This is a genomic window from Zoogloea sp. (assembly GCF_041914405.1).
Lineage (GTDB): Bacteria > Pseudomonadota > Gammaproteobacteria > Burkholderiales > Rhodocyclaceae > Zoogloea.
In genome coordinates, this window is the sequence record NZ_JAYSDK010000002.1 from 81,929 (window position 1) to 98,788 (window position 16,860).

Sequence of the window (16,860 nt, forward strand, 5' to 3'; positions counted from 1 at the left end):
CGAAATACAAGGGAAATCGATGGCAATCAGTGAATTGCAGATGGGTCTGGTAGGCGCCGGTGGCGCCGTGGTGATCGGTATCTTCGCGTTCAACAAGTGGCAGGAACGCAAGCACCGCAAGCAGATCGAGCAGGCCAACCCCACCGTACAGGAGCCCGTGCTCAGCGAGTTGCCGACAGGCGCGGGCGCCGAGCGGGTCGAGCCGGTGATCAGCGCCGAGCAGGCGCGTACCGCCGTACCAAGCGCCCAGTCCGTCAAGGATGCCAGCGCCCGCCGGGTGCCGCCGCTGCTGCCGCCCGAGGTGGATGAGCGGGCCGACTGGGTGATCCGCATCGAGTCCATCGAGCCGCTGGTGGCGGCCCGCCTGTGGCAGGCGGCGACGCAGCAGTGCGGTGACATCGCCAAGCCGGTGCGCTGGTTCGGGTTTTCCGACGCAGCCAACCGCTGGGAGCCGGTGAATGCCCATAGCGCCGGGACCTACCACTGGGTCTGCGCGGCATTGCAGTTGGTAGACCGCCGCGGCCCGGCCGGCGAGGGCGATCTGGCGCACCTGTCCGACAGCCTGCAACACATGTGCGACCTCTTCATGGCCATCCCGTCCTTGCCAGCCCGCAACGAGGCGGTGGCGCGAGCGGTCGAGCTGGACCGCTTCTGTGCTGGGGTAGACATCCAGATCGGCGTCAATGTGGTCGCCCGCTCCCAGCCTTTTGCCGGAACCAAGCTGCGTGGCCTGGCGGAAGCTGCCGGCCTCGAATTGCTCGGCGACGGTTGTTTCCATGCCCGTGACGAGCTTGGCAACAGTCAGTTCGTGCTCGGCAACCTGGAGCCGGTGCTGTTTGCGGCCGAGGAAATGCGTGGCCTGAGCACCCAGGGCGTGACGTTGACCCTGGACGTGCCGCGGGTTGCCGATGGCGTGCGGGTCTTCGAGCGCATGATGGGCTTTGCCCAGCAGCTGGCCGAGGCGCTCAACGGGGCGGTCGTGGACGACAACCGCAACCCCTTCGGTGAGAAGGCCGTCGGCCTGATCCGGGCTCAGATCGAACAGTTCCAGGGGCAGATGGCCGAGTGCGACATTGCACCGGGCTCGCCGCTGGCGCAGCGCCTCTTTTCCTGAGCGGGGCAGGGATGACCGTCAGTCAGGAAACCCGTGCCCGGGCGGCAGCGCTGCGCGCCGAGCTGGAGCGCCATGAATACGCCTATTACGTGCTCGATGCGCCGACCGTGCCGGACGCCGAGTACGACCGCCTGTTCCGCGAGCTGCAGGACCTCGAAACGGCCCACCCGGAGCTGCTGACGCCGGACTCGCCGACCCAGCGCGTCGGCGGCCAGCCGTCATCCGAGCTGGCATCGGTGGCCCACGTGGTGCCGATGCTGTCGATCCGCACCGAGACGGACACCACCGATCAGGGCGCCGTCAATTTCGACCATCGCGTGCGCCGGGCGCTGGGCCTGGACGAACTGGCGCCACCGGTCGTCTATGCGGCGGAGCTCAAGTTCGATGGGCTGGCGATCAGCCTGCGCTATGAGGACGGTGTGCTGGTCCAGGCAGCGACGCGCGGTGATGGCAGCACCGGTGAGGACGTGACGCGCAACGTGCGCACCGTCCGCCAGATTCCGCTGCGTCTCAAAGGTGAAGCTCCGCCAGTGCTGGAGGTCCGCGGCGAGATCTACATGCGCCGAGACGATTTCGACCGCCTCAATGCCCGCCAGGAGGCCGCCGGGCAGAAGGTTTTCGTCAATCCGCGCAACGCGGCGGCAGGCAGCCTGCGTCAGCTCGACCCGAGTATCACGGCCCAGCGGCCGCTGTCCTTTTTTGCGTATGGCCTCGGCGATGTGCAGGGCTGGACCCAGCCGGATACCCATAGCGGCGTGCTCGATGCGCTGGCGGCCCTCGGCCTGCCGGTCTGCGAACATCGCACCCGCGCCGAAGGGCCGGAAGCGCTGGCCCGTTTTCACACCGAGATGGCGGCGCAGCGCGAGCGCCTGCCCTTCGACATCGACGGCGTGGTCTACAAGGTGGACAGCATCGCCCGCCAGCTGGAGCTGGGCTTCGTGTCCCGCGAGCCGCGCTGGGCCGTGGCCCACAAGTACCCGGCCCAGGAAGTGGCGACGCGCCTCATCGGCATCGATGTACAGGTGGGGCGGACCGGCGCGCTGACGCCGGTGGCGCGGCTGGAGCCGGTGTTCGTCGGCGGGGTGACGGTCACCAACGCCACGCTGCACAACCAGGGTGAGATCGACCGCAAGGATGTGCGCCTCGGCGACTGGGTCATCGTGCGCCGCGCCGGCGACGTGATCCCGGAAGTCGTCGGCCCGATCATCGAGAGGCGCGAGGGCGAGCTAGAGCGCTTCGACCTGCTGAAGTCCTATCCGACCTGCCCGGAGTGTGGCTCCCACGTGGTGCGCGGCGAGGACGAGGCGGTGGCGCGGTGTACCGGCGGCCTGTTCTGCCCCGCCCAGTGCAAGCAGGCGCTGCTGCATTTCGCGGGCCGCCGGGCGGTGGATATCGATGGGCTCGGCGAGCAGATCGTCAATCAGCTGGTCGAGGCCGGCATCGTCAAGACGCCGGCTGATCTCTACGACGCCAGCCGGGTGAACGCCGAGGTGCTGGCCGGGCTGGAACGGATGGGTGAGAAGTCCGCCGCCAACCTGGTGCAGGCCATCGATGCCAGCCGGGAGACCACGCTGGCGCGCTTCATCTTCGCGCTGGGCATCCGCAATGTTGGCGAGACCACCGCCAAGGATCTGGCCCGCCATTTCGGCGGGATCGAGGCCCTGCTGGCCGCCGACGAGGCAGCGCTGCTGGCGGTGCCGGACGTTGGGCCGGTGGTGGCGCGCTGCATCGCCGAGTTCTTTGCCGAAGCGCACAACCGCGACGTCATTGCGGCGCTGCGCCGGGAGATGCGCTGGCCGGAGAGCGCGCCAGCGCCCAGTCGTCCGACCGAAGGTGGCCTGGCCGGCAAGACTTTCGTACTGACCGGCACGCTGCCGAGCCTGCGGCGCGACGAGGCTGCGGCGATGATCGAGGCGGTCGGTGGCAAGGTCAGCAGTTCCGTATCCAAGAAGACCAGCTATGTGGTGGCCGGGGCCGACGCGGGCAGCAAGCTCGAAAAGGCGCAACAACTCAGTGTCATAATCCTGGACGAGGACGCGCTGCGTGCCTTGCTTGCATCGGTCGAACCGGAACAGCCGGGCGGCCAGGGCCAATTATTCGGGGAATAAGGGACGATGAAGAAAGTGACGAAGGCGGTATTTCCTGTCGCCGGTCTGGGGAGCCGCTTCCTGCCGGCCACCAAGGCCAGCCCAAAGGAAATGATGCCGATCGTGGACAAGCCGTTGATCCAGTACGCGGTCGAGGAGGCCGTGGCGGCCGGCGTGACCGACCTGGTGTTCATCACCGGTCGCTCCAAGCGCGCTATCGAGGATCATTTCGACAAAGCCTACGAGCTGGAGACCGAGCTCGAAGCACGCGGCAAGACCGAGTTGCTGAAGATCGTGCGGGATACCGTGCCGTCTCACGTCAATTGCATCTACATCCGCCAGGCCGAGGCGCTGGGCCTCGGGCACGCGGTGCTGTGCGCCGCGCCGGTGGTGGGGGAGGATCCCTTCGCGGTGCTGCTCGCCGACGACCTGCTCGACTCCCTGGGCCAGACCCCGGTGCTCAAGCAGATGACCGACGTCTACAATTACCACCGCTGCTCCGTGCTGGGGGTGATGAACGTGCCCCAGGAGCAGACCCGCCAATACGGCATCGTCAGTACCGAGAGGGATAGCGGCGAGCTGCAGCGGGTCACCGGCATCGTCGAGAAGCCGAAGCCCGAGGAGGCGCCGTCCACTCAGGCGGTGATCGGCCGCTACATCCTGACCGGCCGTATCTTCGAGCACCTGCGCCAGCTCAAGCCGGGCGCCGGCGGCGAACTGCAGCTGACCGATGCGATCGCCTCCCTGTTGCAGGAAGAGGCGGTGCTGGCCTACCAGTTCAAGGGCGTCCGCTACGATTGCGGTTCCAAGCTGGGCTATCTGCAGGCAACCGTCGAACTCGGTCTGCGCCACCCGGAAGTGGGCGCCGAGTTCGCCGCCTTCCTGGCATCACGACACGCCTGATCCAGCTGATCCGGGCGGGGGAGCGTTTTCCGTCTCCCGCCTGTCCAAGGGTAAGGCGCCCGGTCGCCCACGGTAAGTCCGGCGACGTGCCGAGGGTGACTGTGCCGGGTGGCCGACTATGCTTGATACTCGGGCCGTGGCGATGGCGCGCCAGCTATGTACGGGCCCTCAAGGAGACACGGATATGGATATCAGTGCGTCAGTGGGTGCCTGGGAGCGGGGTGCCCACAACCTCAAGGCCGATGTGATCACCGTCCAGACCCTGCTGGCCGGGGCTGCCCGGCGGCTCGGCAAGTCGGCGCTGGACCCGCAGGGCATCGACGGCGGGATCGCGCGGCCCCCGAAGGATTCCGCAACTGTCGCGGCGATCAAGGCTTTCCAGCTTCTTTCCGGCCTCGCACCCACTGGCCTGATCGCCGTGCAGAGCCAGGACTGGCAGCACTTGCTGATGGCGGCCGGCGGAGTCGACGGCGCAGGCGTGGCGAGTGAAGAGTCCTTCCCACTGGCGACCCTGCCCAAGATGGACTGGACCCAGGCGCCGCGCGCCTATGGGTCGAACCGCAGCAGTGGGGCCCGTGCCCATGCCGGCTGCGACCTCTATGCCCCCATTGGCACCTCGATCCATGCGGTTCGCGCCGGGGTGGTGGTCCGTGATCCCTATGCGTTCTACGCGGAAACCGACGCGCTGGAGATCGATCATGGCGATTTCCTGATCCGCTACGGCGAGATCCAGCCCGGCTCCCCACTGCGCAAGGGCGACCGGGTGATCGCCGGGCAGTTCATCGCCAAGGTCGGGCGCCTGGTCGGCGTCAGCGTGCCGAGCGCCATGCTGCACCTGGAAATGTACTCGGGCAAAGCGGATGGCCGACTGACGGTGGCCGAGGATGTGTCCGCACGGCGTGCGGATGGTGTCCCCTTCCTGCGCCGGGCCGACCTGATCGACCCGACCCCTTATCTTGACAAGTGGAAGCAGAACCTGCCCAAGGCATGACTCTTCGAACCCTGCTTTACGGCGGCCTGGCCGCCTGGCTGACGATCACTGTCCCGGCCCACGCCGCCACCCCCTGCCAAGTGGGCCCTCCAGCCGGTACGCACGTCCTGACGGGGGATTTCGACGGCGATGGCGTCGCCGATCGCCTGTGGGTGCGCCGCCAGTCCCGCGCCGCGCTCCCCGCGCTGGCCTGGGATCCCTGGAATTCGCGTCTGCGCCGCAATGCCGGCGTCGCCTTCATGCTGGTGATAGACCGCCGCGATGTCTGCACGCTGATCCAGAACCGGCGCTTCTTCTCCACGCCCATCTGGCAGGACAGCCCCGCGCCGCTGCAGGTCCTGCCCCACGATGCACCGCAGGGTGAGTCCTGGAAAGCCGTCGCGCCGCGCTGGCGGGGCGACGGCATCCTGCTCGGCAGCGAAGCCGGCATCGACATGCTGCTTTACTGGGACGGGCGCCGCTTCCGCGTGGTGCATTCGGACGACACGCCTTAGCGCGGCCTGGGCGAATGAATTCGCCCCCACAAAAGCTGAGCGGGGGTGAGTGAATTCGCGCCCACAACGTGGGGCGGGATGGATGACCCTGCCCCGGCAGTGCGGCCCTATCCCTTGGGGGCGAATTCATTCGCCCGGCCACCCCCCGCCATCGCCACACGATGTGCAGATTTCTTGGCACTTCGATGCCCTTCGTCTACGTTGGGATGACACCGGCCTGAAGCGCCGGCTCCAACGGGACGGGGGACGAGGCGAGATGGCGACACGATTCAAGTACGAGAACGATTTCCTGGTGGGCGGCCCGGCAACGGGCAGCGTGACGCCGAGTTTCCAGCTGCGCGAGTACGCCCGGCCGGACGGCCGTGTGCATATCCATCGGGAGCTGGTCGGCTCCGTGCAGGTCCTGCGCGACGCCATTGGCATGCCGCTGAAAATCGCCTCGGTGCTGCCGGTAGACGGCATGGGGCAGGGGCTGGATGGACGTTTCGTGTGGGTGAGCTGCGCCAAGCCCGAAGTGCTGTTCAAGTCCGCCTCCCGCCTCGCGCAGGAAGGGCATTTCCAGCGCGTCGAGCAGGCCGGTACGCTGATCTACCTGGAAATGCCCGATCCCGCCGCGCTGCCGGCGGTGCGCCCCGAACTCGCCATCGCCAACGCGCTGCGCGTCACCGCCGCCTTCGAGACCAGCGGCGATCCCTTCCAGCAAGTCACCGGCAATTTCGACGGCGCCGGCCTGTCCTTCGGGCCGCTGCAGGTCAATCTCAAGACCGGCACGCTGCAGGAACTCTTCAAGCGCTTCGCGGTGCGCGACGAGGCGGCGCTCAAGGCCTCTTTCGGTGCGCTGTGGCCCGAGTGGCAGGCCATGCTCAAGCTGCCCAGCCTGGCCAAGCAGGTGGCCTGGGCCGATGCCCTGTCCCGCGGTGGACGCAAGACCGATTTCGATCCCGCCTGGAAAGCCGCGCTGCAGGCGGTGGGCCGCGTGCCGGCCTTCTACACCGAGACCCTGCAATACGCCTATGACGTGTACGGCCGCAAGCTCATCGCCGCGCTGTCGTGGCTGCACGGCCTCAACCCGATCCGCATCGACAATGTGCGCTGCCTGGCGGCGCTGTACGACCTGTGCGTGCAGCAGGGCAGTCTGGACAAGGCCCGCGACGCCATCCGCGCCCGGGTGGAAAAAGAAAAGCCCGCCGACCAGTTCCAGCTCACCCGCATCGCGGTGGAAGAGCGCGGCAAGACCGCGCTGCCCCCGTGGCGCGCCGACTGCGTCAGCCGCCGCCTGTGCATCCTTGATCGAGAGCCGGTGCCGGTCACCCTCAACGGCAAGTCGGCGGAGCGCGTCAATCCCCAGCTCTACCTGCTGCGCAACGCGCCGGTGAGCCGCATCGAGCAATACCTGCTGTAAGCCGCTTGGCAAGCTGCGCTGTTATGGGTTTAGAGAATCAATGCTATTGGACTCGTGCTGCCCGGCCGTGGAGAAAACGCCAACAGGATTTGATGTCCTCGGGGCTGACTCTCGTTGGAGCATCTGCAGCATTCAAGGGAAGCGATGACTCAGGAGGGTAAGACTGTGGAGGGAAAGTCCTTTTTAGAAAAGGCTCAAATCGTTGTCGGAGTGATTCTGTCAATTGCCGCGGGGTATTCGGCGTGGCAGTTCAATGCGGCGGAAAAGGGGATCAAGGAGCGGGAGTCGGTCCGCAAGGACCAGGAAGAAACCCGCATCAACCGGGAGAGCCTGGAGAAGAAGCAGATCCTGATCTATGAGGCGGTGGTGAAGTCCTTGGAAAGCGGGGATGTAAAACGGCAAATGGTATCGAAGGCCCTGGTCACTTCGATGCTGGATGATCCCCTGCGCACAGAGCTGTTGGCCGTCTTAAGTACCTCATCTACGCCCGAGATCAAGAAGGAAGCCGAAGCCACCCTGGCCCAGGAGAGCCGTTTCAAGGCGGAGCAAAACGCGCCTCGTGCTGCGCTCGTCAAGAAGTCGTCCAGTTGGGAGGACATCGATTTCGACATCTTCTGGTGTGAGCGCTCGGGAGACTCGGCAAGGGCACAGGCTGAGCGCATCAAGAGCCAGCTTGCCGCCGAGGGGGCAAAGGGACGGCTTCGGGTTCGCCTGTTGCCGGATTCGATCAACAGCCGACCGGGTTACCAGCACTCCGGCTACGTGATCCGCTACAACGCGGGAGAAGAAGCCCTGTCGGTGAAGCTCAAGGCCTTGGGCGACGGTATCGTCGCGCCCGCCGCCTTTGTGGTCAGCCTCTCCGGCCAGGATACGCCTTGGTACTTGAGTGCTTTTGTCTGCCCTCCCGCAAATACACCCTAGTGCTGGTGGCCGCCGCCGTTCAGGCTCTTGATCACGTCCCGCGTCACTTCGCCAAAGGCCAGTACCTTGCCGCCTTGGGCTTTGGCGAAGGTGTCGGCGGCTTCGCGGGTGGCGAAAGCCGGCAGGTTGGGATCGTTCATCGGGCCGGTGGCCTTGGAGCCGAGCACGAAGAAGGCTTTCTTCGCATCCGTCGGCGTCTTGCGCTCGTAATCCGCCACGTAGATCGCGCCGATGTCGGCCGGCTTGTGCTGCTTGTCGAACAACACCATGTTGTTGAGGAAGCGGAACAGATCCACCGGCGAATCGAAATGGCTGGCACTCTGGTCGTTGAAGACGATCTGCGCCGCCCACTGGGGCGTGCGCGCCGGATACATGCCGCACACCGGGCAGCGCGCCGCGCGCGGGATCGACTGGGCGGCTAGATCGACCGCAAAGGCTGGCACCGACAGGGCCAACGCCAGCAGCGGCGCCGCCAGGCGGGCAGGGGACAGACGAGAAAGCATGTATCAGCTCCTGAAGGCTTAGGCGGCCGGGCGGCGTTCGAGCAACGGATCGGCGAGCACCGCATCCAGCACCGCGCGCAGATTGTCCCACGGGGTCGCGCCGCAAATCGTCAGTGGATCATGCTGAAGATTGCCGTCGGCAGCGTGCAGGTGGTTGGGCCAGGTGGCCAGATCCTTGTGCACCGGCGCGGTGTCGATGCGCAGCTCCGCGTCGCCCCAGGCCCAGGCGATGGCATAGGCGTCGGGGGCTGCGATGCGCGCCTCCATCACCACACCGTTGTCCAGGCGCAGGATCAGCGCATCCAGCTTGATCTCCGGCGGCGATTCCAGATGGGCGCCGAAGTCCTCTTCCACGCGGGCAGCCAGTTCCAGATGGAGGTTCATTGTTCCTGAGCCTCCTTGACGAGGGCGGCCAGCTCGGCGCGCACCTGGTTGTGCAGCCCGTTGAGGATGCGCACTGACAGGTAGTGTTCGTAACCGGGATGCTCAGGCAGTTGGCCGTCGACGATGCAGGCCAGCGCCTGTTCGGCGTCGGCTGCGCCGAGGCGGGCCAGCATGTCGTCGCGGGCGGCACGCACCTCGTACATCAGACGCGACACGCGCTGGATCTCCAGTGCTCTCTCGGCGGGAACCTTGTCGTAGAAATTGTCCATCGGCTTACATCCTTTGATCGTGCAGCGCGCCGCCGTCCAGGCGGGCCATGTCGGGGGTGACTTCGGAGAATGCCAGTACCTTGCCGCCCTCTGCGGCGGCGAACTTCTGCGCGCCCTCGCGGGTGCCGAAAGAGGGCAGGGTCGGGCCCATCGCGGCGCGCTTCTTCGAGCCCACCACGTAGAACGCCGCCTTCGCGTCGATCCACGCGCCCTTCGGGTCTTCCCAGCTCGTCTTGTCCAGATCCTGCACGTAGATCGCCGCCACCTTGCGGGCCTGTTCCGGCTTCAGGTAGATAGAGAACATCTCCATCGTGTCGCAGAAGAACTCCGGCTCCGGCTGCCCGGCGTAGTGGATCTGGGCCTTGGGGCCGGGATAGTCGCCGAGCAGCATGCCGTCGAGGGCACAGTAGGTGTCCTTGCCAAGCTCCGTCGGGGCGACGCTACTGTCCATCGTCTTGCCGCAGGCCGTCAGCATGCCGGCTGCCAACAGAAGTGCGGCCAGGCGGGGAAGGAAAGAGCGTTTCATCGTTCGAATCTCCAGATGGCCACCATCAGCGGGCCGGCGATCCACGCCAGCATCACGCCGCCCAGGGTGGCCGGATGGCTCAGGGCTTCGGGGAACACGGTGGCGAGGCCGTACAGCGTGCGCACCTCGTCCAGGCTGAACACATTGAGCACGCGGAAGACGTCCGCCGGGTTGAGCAGCAGCAGGTAGGGGAAGACCGTGCCGCCGTAGTCGCCGGCGGTCACCACCAGCGCGCCGAGGATCAGCAGGTCGAACACCAGCACAAAGAAGAACCAGGTGCCGATGGCCATGCCCGAGGCCCGCGTGCGGTCGCTGGCGAACACCGACAGCATCACCGCCAGGCTCAGGAAGGCGAAGCCGAGCAGGATCGCCGAGGCCATGAAGCCGGCGTAGTGGAACAGCGCGTTGAGGTCCAGCTGCGGCGACAGGATCACCCCTACCGCGCCGAAGCCGGCGATGGTGGAGAAGGCCAGCGCGCCGGCCAGCCCAGCGTATTTGCCGAGGATCAGCTCCTTGCGGGTGATCGGCAGTGTCAGCAGCAGGTCCAGCGAGCCCCGTTCCCGCTCGCCGACGATGGCGTCGAAACCGAGGATCAAGGCGATCAGCGGGATCAGGTAGATCACCAGGCTGACCAGCGAGGCGATGGTCACGTCGATGGAGTGGAAGCCCACCGTGCCCTGCTGGGCTGCGCCGAAATAGGCGATGACCAGCGCGAACACGGTAAACACCACGGCCACGGCCAGCACCCAGCGGTTGCGGATGCGGTCCCAGAATTCCTTGCCGGCGACAATGCCGATCTGTCTGAAGTCGATGGAGAACATGGTTCAGGTCCGGTAGCCGAAGAACACGTCCTCGAGGGACGGCTCGCGCACGTGGAGGTCGCGCAGCGTTTCGCCAAGGGTGGCGAGGCGGGCGAGGGCGGGCATCTTGGCTTCGCGGGGCAGGCGGATGTGCAGGCTGTGGCCAGAATCATCGATGCCTTCGATGGCGAGGCCTTCGAGCACCCGCGCCACCTGCTCGCGCAGGCCGGCGCCGCCGGCGATCTCCAGCGTCAGCGGCAGGTTCATCGCCTCGCGCAAGGATTGCACCGTGCCGGTCGCGCGGATCGTGCCGCCTTCCATGATCGCCAGCCGATCCACGCGCTCCTGGATCTCGGCGAGGATGTGGGAGGTGAGCACCATCGTCACCCCCTCGTCGCGCAGCTCCCGCAGGATGCGGTAGAAGTCGCGGATCGCCGCCGGATCGAGGCCGGTGGTCGGCTCGTCGAGGAACAGCAGGCGTGGCTTGCCGAGCAGGGCCTGAGCAAAGCCGAGGCGCTGGCGCATGCCCTTGGAGTATTCCCGCACGCGCCGGCCGGCGGCGTGGGCGAGGCCCACCTTCTCCAGCAGCGCCGCGCATTGCCCGCGCGGCACGGCCTTCAGATCCGCAAAGAAATACAGGGTTTCAATGCCGGTCAGGTTGTCGTAGAGGACGACGTTTTCCGGCAGGTAGCCGATCTTGCGGCGTGTGTCCCGAAAGCGTGGCCCGGTCACAGATTCCCCGTCCAGGCGGATCTCGCCGCGGGTCACGGGGATCAGCCCGAGCATCATCTTGAACAGCGTGCTCTTGCCGGCGCCGTTGTGGCCGATCAGGCCGAACAGCTCGCCGGCGGCGATGGAAAGGTCGACACCCTTCACCGCCTGAATGGAGCCGAAGTCCTTGGTGACGCCGCGGGCTTCAACGATAGTGCTTGCCAAGCCAGTTTCTCCAGTCGGTATGTTCGGGGCGCATGCGTGGGTTCTTGTCCACGATGCTGGGGGCGCGCAGCAGCGGAAACTGCTGGGCGATCAGGCGTAGGGTCTGAATGGCCGGGCTGGCGAGCAGCAGCTTGACCATCGGATGGCGCCACGACAGGCGGTCCACCATGTCGTTGGCCTCGTAGGGCACGTCGCCGTGGCCATCGCCGTTGCGGTCCCAGCCCACGTAGTTGCTCCAGTGGTTGCCCACCTTGCCACCCCAGGGCTCGTCCTTGGTGGCCACGTACTTGATCTGCTCCCGGTTGGAGATGAAGTCGTTGCCCTCCACCGTGTTGCGCACCGAGCCTGCCCAAAGGTGCACGCCCACCTGGTTATCCACCACCAGGTTGTTGCGCAGGGTGTTGTACTCCGCGTCGTAGATGAAGAAGCCGCGCGCGTTGCCGGCCACCACGTTGTTCTCCACGACGGAGTCCTGAATCGTCCGCAGCATGATGCCGTGGTCCGAATTGCCCCAGGCCTTGTTATTGCGCACGGTGAGGTTGCGCACCTCCATCAGCGCCAGGCCGCCGCGGTTGAGGTAGCTCTCGTTGTCTTCCCACACGTTGTAGTGGGAGTTCATGTAGTGGGTGCCGTAGCGGCTGTGGTGCATCTTGTTGCCACGGAAGACCGCGTGGTTGGTGATGTCCACGTAGATCGCATCACGCACGAAGCTGATCTGGTTGCCGATGATTTGCGCACCGGCGCTGTTGTAGAGCTGGATGCCGTTGCCGCGCTGGGCTGAATCCAGATCCCGCTTGCCGGTGATGATGTTGTATTCCACCCGTACGTCACGGGCCTTCTCGATCCACAGTCCGAACAACGTGTAGCTGAAATCGCAATGGGCCACCCGCGCCCGGTCGGCGCCGGGCTGCATATACACGCCGGCATTCTGGGCGCCCAGGTCAGCGCCGGAATTGGAAATGATGAAGCCCTCGATGTTCACATCGGTGGCCACCACGCGGATCGTGTCGCCGTGGCCCTGGCCGTCGAGGGTCGGGCGGCCGTCGCCGATCAGCTTCACCGGCTTTTCGATGCGCAGGTTTTCCGCATAGGTGCCGCGGGCCACATGCACCGTGTCACCGGCTGCGGCGCGCGTGAGCGCGGCCTGGATCGATTCGCCCGGCTTCACCAGCCAGTCGGCTGCGTGGGCCGCCAGCGCCGGTACGGCCAGCAGGGCGGCAAGGCCGCTTCGCACGACGGAACGAAGGGTGAGGCAAGAAAGCAGCATGGACGGGCAGGAATCAAGCATGGCCGCCAGTCTGCGGCGGAATGTCGCAGCCGGCCTTGATGTAGGTAAAGTTGGCGGCCGCGCGATTCACTCCCAGCGTTGCCGGTACGAGAAGGTCGGCAGCTGCCAGCCGCGATGAATGGCCAGCAGGCGCAAGGCGAGGCCGCCGGCAAAGCACAGGGTGGTATTGAGGTCGGGCGGCACGCCCGCGGTACGCAGGGCGAGGAAGAGCAGGCACACGGCGAGCGAGACGCTGGCGTAGAGCTCGCGCCGGAAGACCACGGGCACCTGGTTGCACAGCACGTCGCGCAGGATGCCCCCGAAGATGCCGGTGATCATGCCGGCCATGACCACCACGACCGGCGGGTAGTGCAGGGTCAGGGCAACATTGCAGCCGATCAGCGAGAAGGCCACCAGCCCGAGGGCGTCGAGGACCAGGAAGAGATGCTTGAGGCGGTGCATCATCGGCGCCAGCAGGGTGGTCAGCAAGCCGGCCGAGATGACCAGATAAACGTATTCCGGATGCTGGGTCCAGCCCACCGGGAAGCGGCCGAGCACCAGGTCGCGCAGGGTGCCGCCGCCCAGCGCGGTGACGAAGGCGATGACGGCGACGCCGAAGATGTCCATATTGCGGCGTCCGGCAGCGAGGGCGCCGGACATGGCTTCGGCGGCAATGGCGACGAGATAGATGCTCGTCATCAGGTCGAGTCCGGCGAGGAATGCGGGGAGGGAGGGCAGGGCGAGTTCAGGCATCGGGGAGACTCCGGAAAAGGGCGGACCCGTTCCATGACGGGCCTGCAACGCCTCTCCCCCTGTCCTTTTACCTGAGAGTTTCGGCGCCGTGCGGCGCCTGCCCCTTCGGTGAGCCGGTCAGCATGCGAGGCATGCTCCGGCTTCTCTCCAGTCGGCAAATAAATCCTGCGGTACGGTGTGCCTGAGCGATTATGGGAGCTTGCGCCTTCGGCGGAGGCCGTGGGCCTCTCTCTCCAGCAGGATGCGGGCGATTATGGTTTTGCCGGCGGCGCGCTGTCAATCGCGCTGGCCGGCCCGGCACTCGATGCCGCAACCACCATGTTGCCGGCACCTGCCGGTGGCGCGGGGCAACGCTTCTCCGCGCCCGGCTCCAGCGCCGGCAGCAGCAGCGGCCCCATCGATTTCAGGATCTGCACCGGCAGCGCCGAGGTGAAGTGGTAGCGGGCGGCGTCGGGGCCGATGACGTAGGCGGTCAACGTGCCGAAATGGCGGGGGCCAAGATAGAAGACGAAGGTGGCCGTCCGGTTCAGCGCCACGCCGCGCGTCGCGCCGCGCCCGAGCACGATGCGGTTGTCGCCGGTGCCGGTCTTGCCGCCAACCCCCAGCGTGCTGCCATCGGCGAGCTTGAAGGCGCCGGCCAGGCGCCGCGCCGTGCCGCCCTCGACCACCTCGGAGAGGGCGCTGCGCAGGGCGGCGGCCACTTCCGGCGCCATCACCCGCTCGCCCTGTTCGCCGTTGCTGGTGAAGTGGCTTTCGTAAGGGGTGCCGGTCGCAAAGTCCAGTTTATCGATGCGCCGCGTGGGCAGGCGGATGCCGTCGTTCTCGATGATGCCCATCAACTCGGCCAGAGCCGCCGGGCGATCGCCCGAACTGCCGAGGGCGGTGGCCAGCGAGGGTACGAGATGGCCGAAGGGGTAGCCGAGGCGGGCCCAGCGGCGGTGAATGTCGAGGAAGGCCTCGACTTCCAGCATGGTGAAGATGCGTGAATCCTGGGCGCCCTTGAAGCGGGTACGGAACAGCCAGCGATAGACCGCCTGGCGCTCGGCCTTGCTGGCCTTGACCAACTCGTCCCAGCTGGCTTCCGGCTTGGCCGACAGATAGCCGACCAGCCACAGCTCGAGCGGGTGCACCCGGGCGACGTAGGCGCGGTCGGTCAGGTCGTAGGCTTCCGGCGCGTTGCGGGTGTACAGCCGGGCGAGGTGTTCGTCGCTCAGCTTGTCGCCTTCCAGGCGCTGCTTCATGAAAGCCCCGAGGGCTTCCTGCGAGGCTTGCGGCGACAGGTAGCGGAAGACCGCGGCGAGGCGATCGGCGCCGGGGCGCAGGCCGTCGAGGAAGTCGTCCTGGATCTCGGCGGGCTTCTTGCCGCGGTACTTCAGCCAGAAGCGGCGCAGGAAGACCTGCCCCTCCTTGTCGGCGAAGCGGGCCAGGTAGTCCGCACGGCGTGGGTCGTCGGCCTGCTGCAGCAGCTGAGCGGTACTGCCCGAGATCTGGTACATCGCATGGCGCACCACGTCGCGCATGAGCCGCACGAAGGGCAGGTTGATCGAGCCCTGCAGGGCCTCGCGCACGGTGGGCACGCGGCCGTCGTCTTCCTTGCGGAAGTTGTTGAAGGTGTGCACGCCGCCGCCGGTGAAGAAGCTCTCGCCCGGGCTGGCCGAGTAGCTGCGCGCCAGGGCGGCCTGCAGCATGGCTGGCAGGCTGCGGTCGCTGGCGTGGGCCAGGTAGTCGATGGCCCAGCGGGAGATGTTGTCGCGCGGGTCGATCTGCAGCTTGCGCAGCTCGGCCGGCGTTTTGTCCACGTGCTTCTGGTGCAGCTCCGCAACGATCTCGAGATAGGTGGTCAGCACGCGCAGCTTGGCGGTGGAGCCGAGCTCCAGCTTGCTGCCTTCGTTGATGTCGAGGGGCTGATCGGTGGTGTCGGTCTGCACGCGCACGCGGTTGCTGCCCGGCGTGCTCTCCACCAGGTTGAAGCTGTAGCGCACCGCATCCAGCTTGCCGGCTTCGAGCATGCGCTCGCCGATCAAACCCTGCTGGCGGGCGAACTCCGGCTCGACGAGACGCCCGAGGAAGGTACTGACGCGCTGCTGCAGCGCGCCGTCCAGCGTGGTGGACACATCGGCGTCGTAGCGGTCGAGCTCGTACAGCGAGACATCGAGGAGGCCGGCCAGGCGGTTGCGGATCGCCGTCGCCCCCTTGCCGGCATCGGCCGGCAGCAGCGCGGGGTTGGCCACCATGTCGCGGAACTTCAGCGGTTCGGCCAGCGCTGCATCGCGCAGCGTGGGGCCGATCATGCCGTTCTCGGCAAACAGTCTTATATAGCTCGCCGACAGCTGGCCGAGGTTTTCGCGGCCCTTGGGGGCGAGGTAGTAGGACGGCCGGCGGTGGGCAATCATCAATGCCACCACCTGGCGCAGCGCACGGCCCTGCGCTGCGAGGCGCGGGCCGCTTTCCTCGGGGGCGGCGAGCAGGGCGTTGACCTCGTTGAAATCCGCGGCGAACCACACCCACAAGCCATCGCCGAGGCCGTTAACCTCGCCGAAGCCCGGCGCGGCGGACAAGGGCACGGTGTTCAGGTAGTCGATCAACAGATCGCGGCGCCGGGGCAGGGTTTCCTCGCCATCGCGGTAGGCGCGCACGCTGGCCGACACCATCTGGCGCAGCTTCTCGCTGCTGTTGGGCGTCACGCCGTCCGGCGAGTGGCGGAACTTCTCAATCTGGGTGGCCAGGGTACTGCCGCCCGGCGCATCGAAATCCTCATTCACCAGCCGGCCAACCCGCCCGACCACCGCGCGGGCGAAGCGCACCCAATCCACCGCCGGGTTCATCAAGGGGCGTGCTTCGTCGAGAAGATCGCGGTTTTCGATGAAGGTCAGGGCCTGGGCGATGCGCGGCGGCACGGCCGCGAAGTCGGCATAAGCCCGGTACGGATAGCGGAAGCGGTACAGCGTCTCGTTGCGGCAATCGGTCACGGTGAGGCCGGCCGAGGTCTTTTCGCGATAGGGCGGAAAGTAGCCGCGGCTGGCGTAATCGAGCAGCGCATCGGAGAAATGCGCCTGCCGCGTCAGCTTGAAGCCGTGCGCGGCGAGGCGCGCGCCGATCTGCGGCAGTTCGGCATAGCCCATGCGCTCGTCGAAGGGCCCGTGGGCCGGCGTGCGGATCGCATCGCTGCGGCCATCGACCAGCGCATAGTTCAGGTCGGCCGCGTAACGCGCCAGATAATGCGCCTGCCAGCGGGACGTTTTGACCTCGTCGGCGACGAGCACGCCGCCACCGACAACAACGACCACCAGCAGCCCGCCAAGGGGCCAGCGCAGGCGGTGCAGCAAGCTTTTGGGCTGGTCTTCTTGCACTTGGGATCCGTTGTCTGACCTCACGGCGCCAGTATAGGGGGATCGCTCCGCGCGCGGCCAGATCGATTGAATTTGAACATCGTCGATCTTCCCGTGCTTGTGTTGCGGAACTGCGGTGGCGCGGGATCATTCTGGCGGACAGCGACCCCGCAAGCGGGTC

16 protein-coding genes and 1 riboswitch are annotated in these 16,860 nt (G+C 66.6%); of the genes, 7 read left to right on the forward strand and 9 right to left on the reverse strand.

The window, feature by feature from the left end; translation table 11 throughout:
* Positions 1-19 precede the first annotated feature (19 nt).
* The 7 genes from ACE3RX_RS01560 (at position 20) to ACE3RX_RS01590 (ending at position 7,912) form a co-directional block, all read left to right on the forward strand.
* Positions 20-1,114 carry a cell division protein ZipA C-terminal FtsZ-binding domain-containing protein gene (locus ACE3RX_RS01560; protein ID WP_374479589.1) on the forward strand — a complete coding sequence of 365 codons (1,095 nt, stop codon included), beginning with the start codon at positions 20-22 and terminating at the stop codon, positions 1,112-1,114.
* Positions 1,115-1,125: 11 nt separating this feature from the next.
* Complete coding sequence (gene ligA / locus ACE3RX_RS01565) at positions 1,126-3,222, forward strand: NAD-dependent DNA ligase LigA (RefSeq protein WP_374479591.1); 2,097 nt, start codon at positions 1,126-1,128, stop codon at positions 3,220-3,222.
* Between the two features lie 6 nt (positions 3,223-3,228).
* Positions 3,229-4,104: a UTP--glucose-1-phosphate uridylyltransferase GalU gene (gene galU / locus ACE3RX_RS01570; protein ID WP_374479593.1), complete on the forward strand. Its 876-nt coding sequence runs from the start codon at positions 3,229-3,231 to the stop codon at positions 4,102-4,104.
* Between the two features lie 184 nt (positions 4,105-4,288).
* The gene (locus ACE3RX_RS01575; RefSeq protein ID WP_374479595.1) at positions 4,289-5,095 is read left to right on the forward strand and encodes a peptidoglycan DD-metalloendopeptidase family protein; all 807 of its coding nucleotides are present in this window, start codon (positions 4,289-4,291) and stop codon (positions 5,093-5,095) included.
* Entirely contained in the window at positions 5,092-5,589 is a 498-nt protein-coding gene (locus ACE3RX_RS01580) for a hypothetical protein (protein ID WP_374479597.1), read from the forward strand. Before ACE3RX_RS01575 ends, ACE3RX_RS01580 begins: the two co-directional genes overlap by 4 nt.
* A gap of 256 nt (positions 5,590-5,845) precedes the next feature.
* Positions 5,846-6,991, forward strand: a complete 1,146-nt coding sequence (locus ACE3RX_RS01585) for a hypothetical protein (protein ID WP_374479599.1) — start codon at positions 5,846-5,848, stop codon at positions 6,989-6,991.
* Positions 6,992-7,105: 114 nt separating this feature from the next.
* Positions 7,106-7,912, forward strand: a complete 807-nt coding sequence (locus ACE3RX_RS01590; protein WP_374479601.1) for a hypothetical protein — start codon at positions 7,106-7,108, stop codon at positions 7,910-7,912.
* On the opposite strand, the gene ACE3RX_RS01595 is transcribed toward ACE3RX_RS01590, so the two are convergent.
* The 9 genes from ACE3RX_RS01595 to ACE3RX_RS01635 all read right to left on the reverse strand — a co-directional run bounded on the left by ACE3RX_RS01595 (position 7,909) and on the right by ACE3RX_RS01635 (position 16,700).
* Positions 7,909-8,415, reverse strand: coding sequence for a nitrous oxide reductase accessory protein NosL (locus ACE3RX_RS01595; protein WP_374479603.1), 507 nt, complete (start codon positions 8,413-8,415; stop codon positions 7,909-7,911). The genes ACE3RX_RS01590 and ACE3RX_RS01595 overlap by 4 nt on opposite strands.
* 18 nt (positions 8,416-8,433) lie before the next feature.
* Positions 8,434-8,799 (reverse strand): hypothetical protein, encoded by a 366-nt coding sequence (locus tag ACE3RX_RS01600; RefSeq protein ID WP_374479605.1) that lies wholly within the window; start codon positions 8,797-8,799, stop codon positions 8,434-8,436.
* On the reverse strand, positions 8,796-9,068 hold the full coding sequence (locus tag ACE3RX_RS01605) for a hypothetical protein (RefSeq protein ID WP_374479607.1): 273 nt from the start codon (positions 9,066-9,068) through the stop codon (positions 8,796-8,798). Before ACE3RX_RS01605 ends, ACE3RX_RS01600 begins: the two co-directional genes overlap by 4 nt.
* A gap of 4 nt (positions 9,069-9,072) precedes the next feature.
* Entirely contained in the window at positions 9,073-9,594 is a 522-nt protein-coding gene (locus tag ACE3RX_RS01610; protein WP_374479609.1) for a nitrous oxide reductase accessory protein NosL, read from the reverse strand.
* The gene (locus ACE3RX_RS01615; RefSeq protein ID WP_374479901.1) at positions 9,591-10,406 is read right to left on the reverse strand and encodes an ABC transporter permease; all 816 of its coding nucleotides are present in this window, start codon (positions 10,404-10,406) and stop codon (positions 9,591-9,593) included. The genes ACE3RX_RS01610 and ACE3RX_RS01615 overlap by 4 nt, the downstream gene beginning before the upstream one ends.
* A gap of 12 nt (positions 10,407-10,418) precedes the next feature.
* Positions 10,419-11,330, reverse strand: a complete 912-nt coding sequence (locus tag ACE3RX_RS01620) for an ATP-binding cassette domain-containing protein (protein ID WP_374479611.1) — start codon at positions 11,328-11,330, stop codon at positions 10,419-10,421.
* Positions 11,311-12,597 (reverse strand): nitrous oxide reductase family maturation protein NosD, encoded by a 1,287-nt coding sequence (locus tag ACE3RX_RS01625; protein WP_374479903.1) that lies wholly within the window; start codon positions 12,595-12,597, stop codon positions 11,311-11,313. Before ACE3RX_RS01625 ends, ACE3RX_RS01620 begins: the two co-directional genes overlap by 20 nt.
* 87 nt (positions 12,598-12,684) lie before the next feature.
* Positions 12,685-13,299 (reverse strand): trimeric intracellular cation channel family protein, encoded by a 615-nt coding sequence (locus ACE3RX_RS01630; protein ID WP_374479906.1) that lies wholly within the window; start codon positions 13,297-13,299, stop codon positions 12,685-12,687.
* A 209-nt stretch (positions 13,300-13,508) separates the two neighbouring features.
* Positions 13,509-13,597, reverse strand: a riboswitch (glycine riboswitch).
* Positions 13,598-13,601: 4 nt separating this feature from the next.
* Positions 13,602-16,700, reverse strand: a complete 3,099-nt coding sequence (locus tag ACE3RX_RS01635; RefSeq protein ID WP_374479614.1) for a transglycosylase domain-containing protein — start codon at positions 16,698-16,700, stop codon at positions 13,602-13,604.
* Positions 16,701-16,860: the final 160 nt, after the last annotated feature.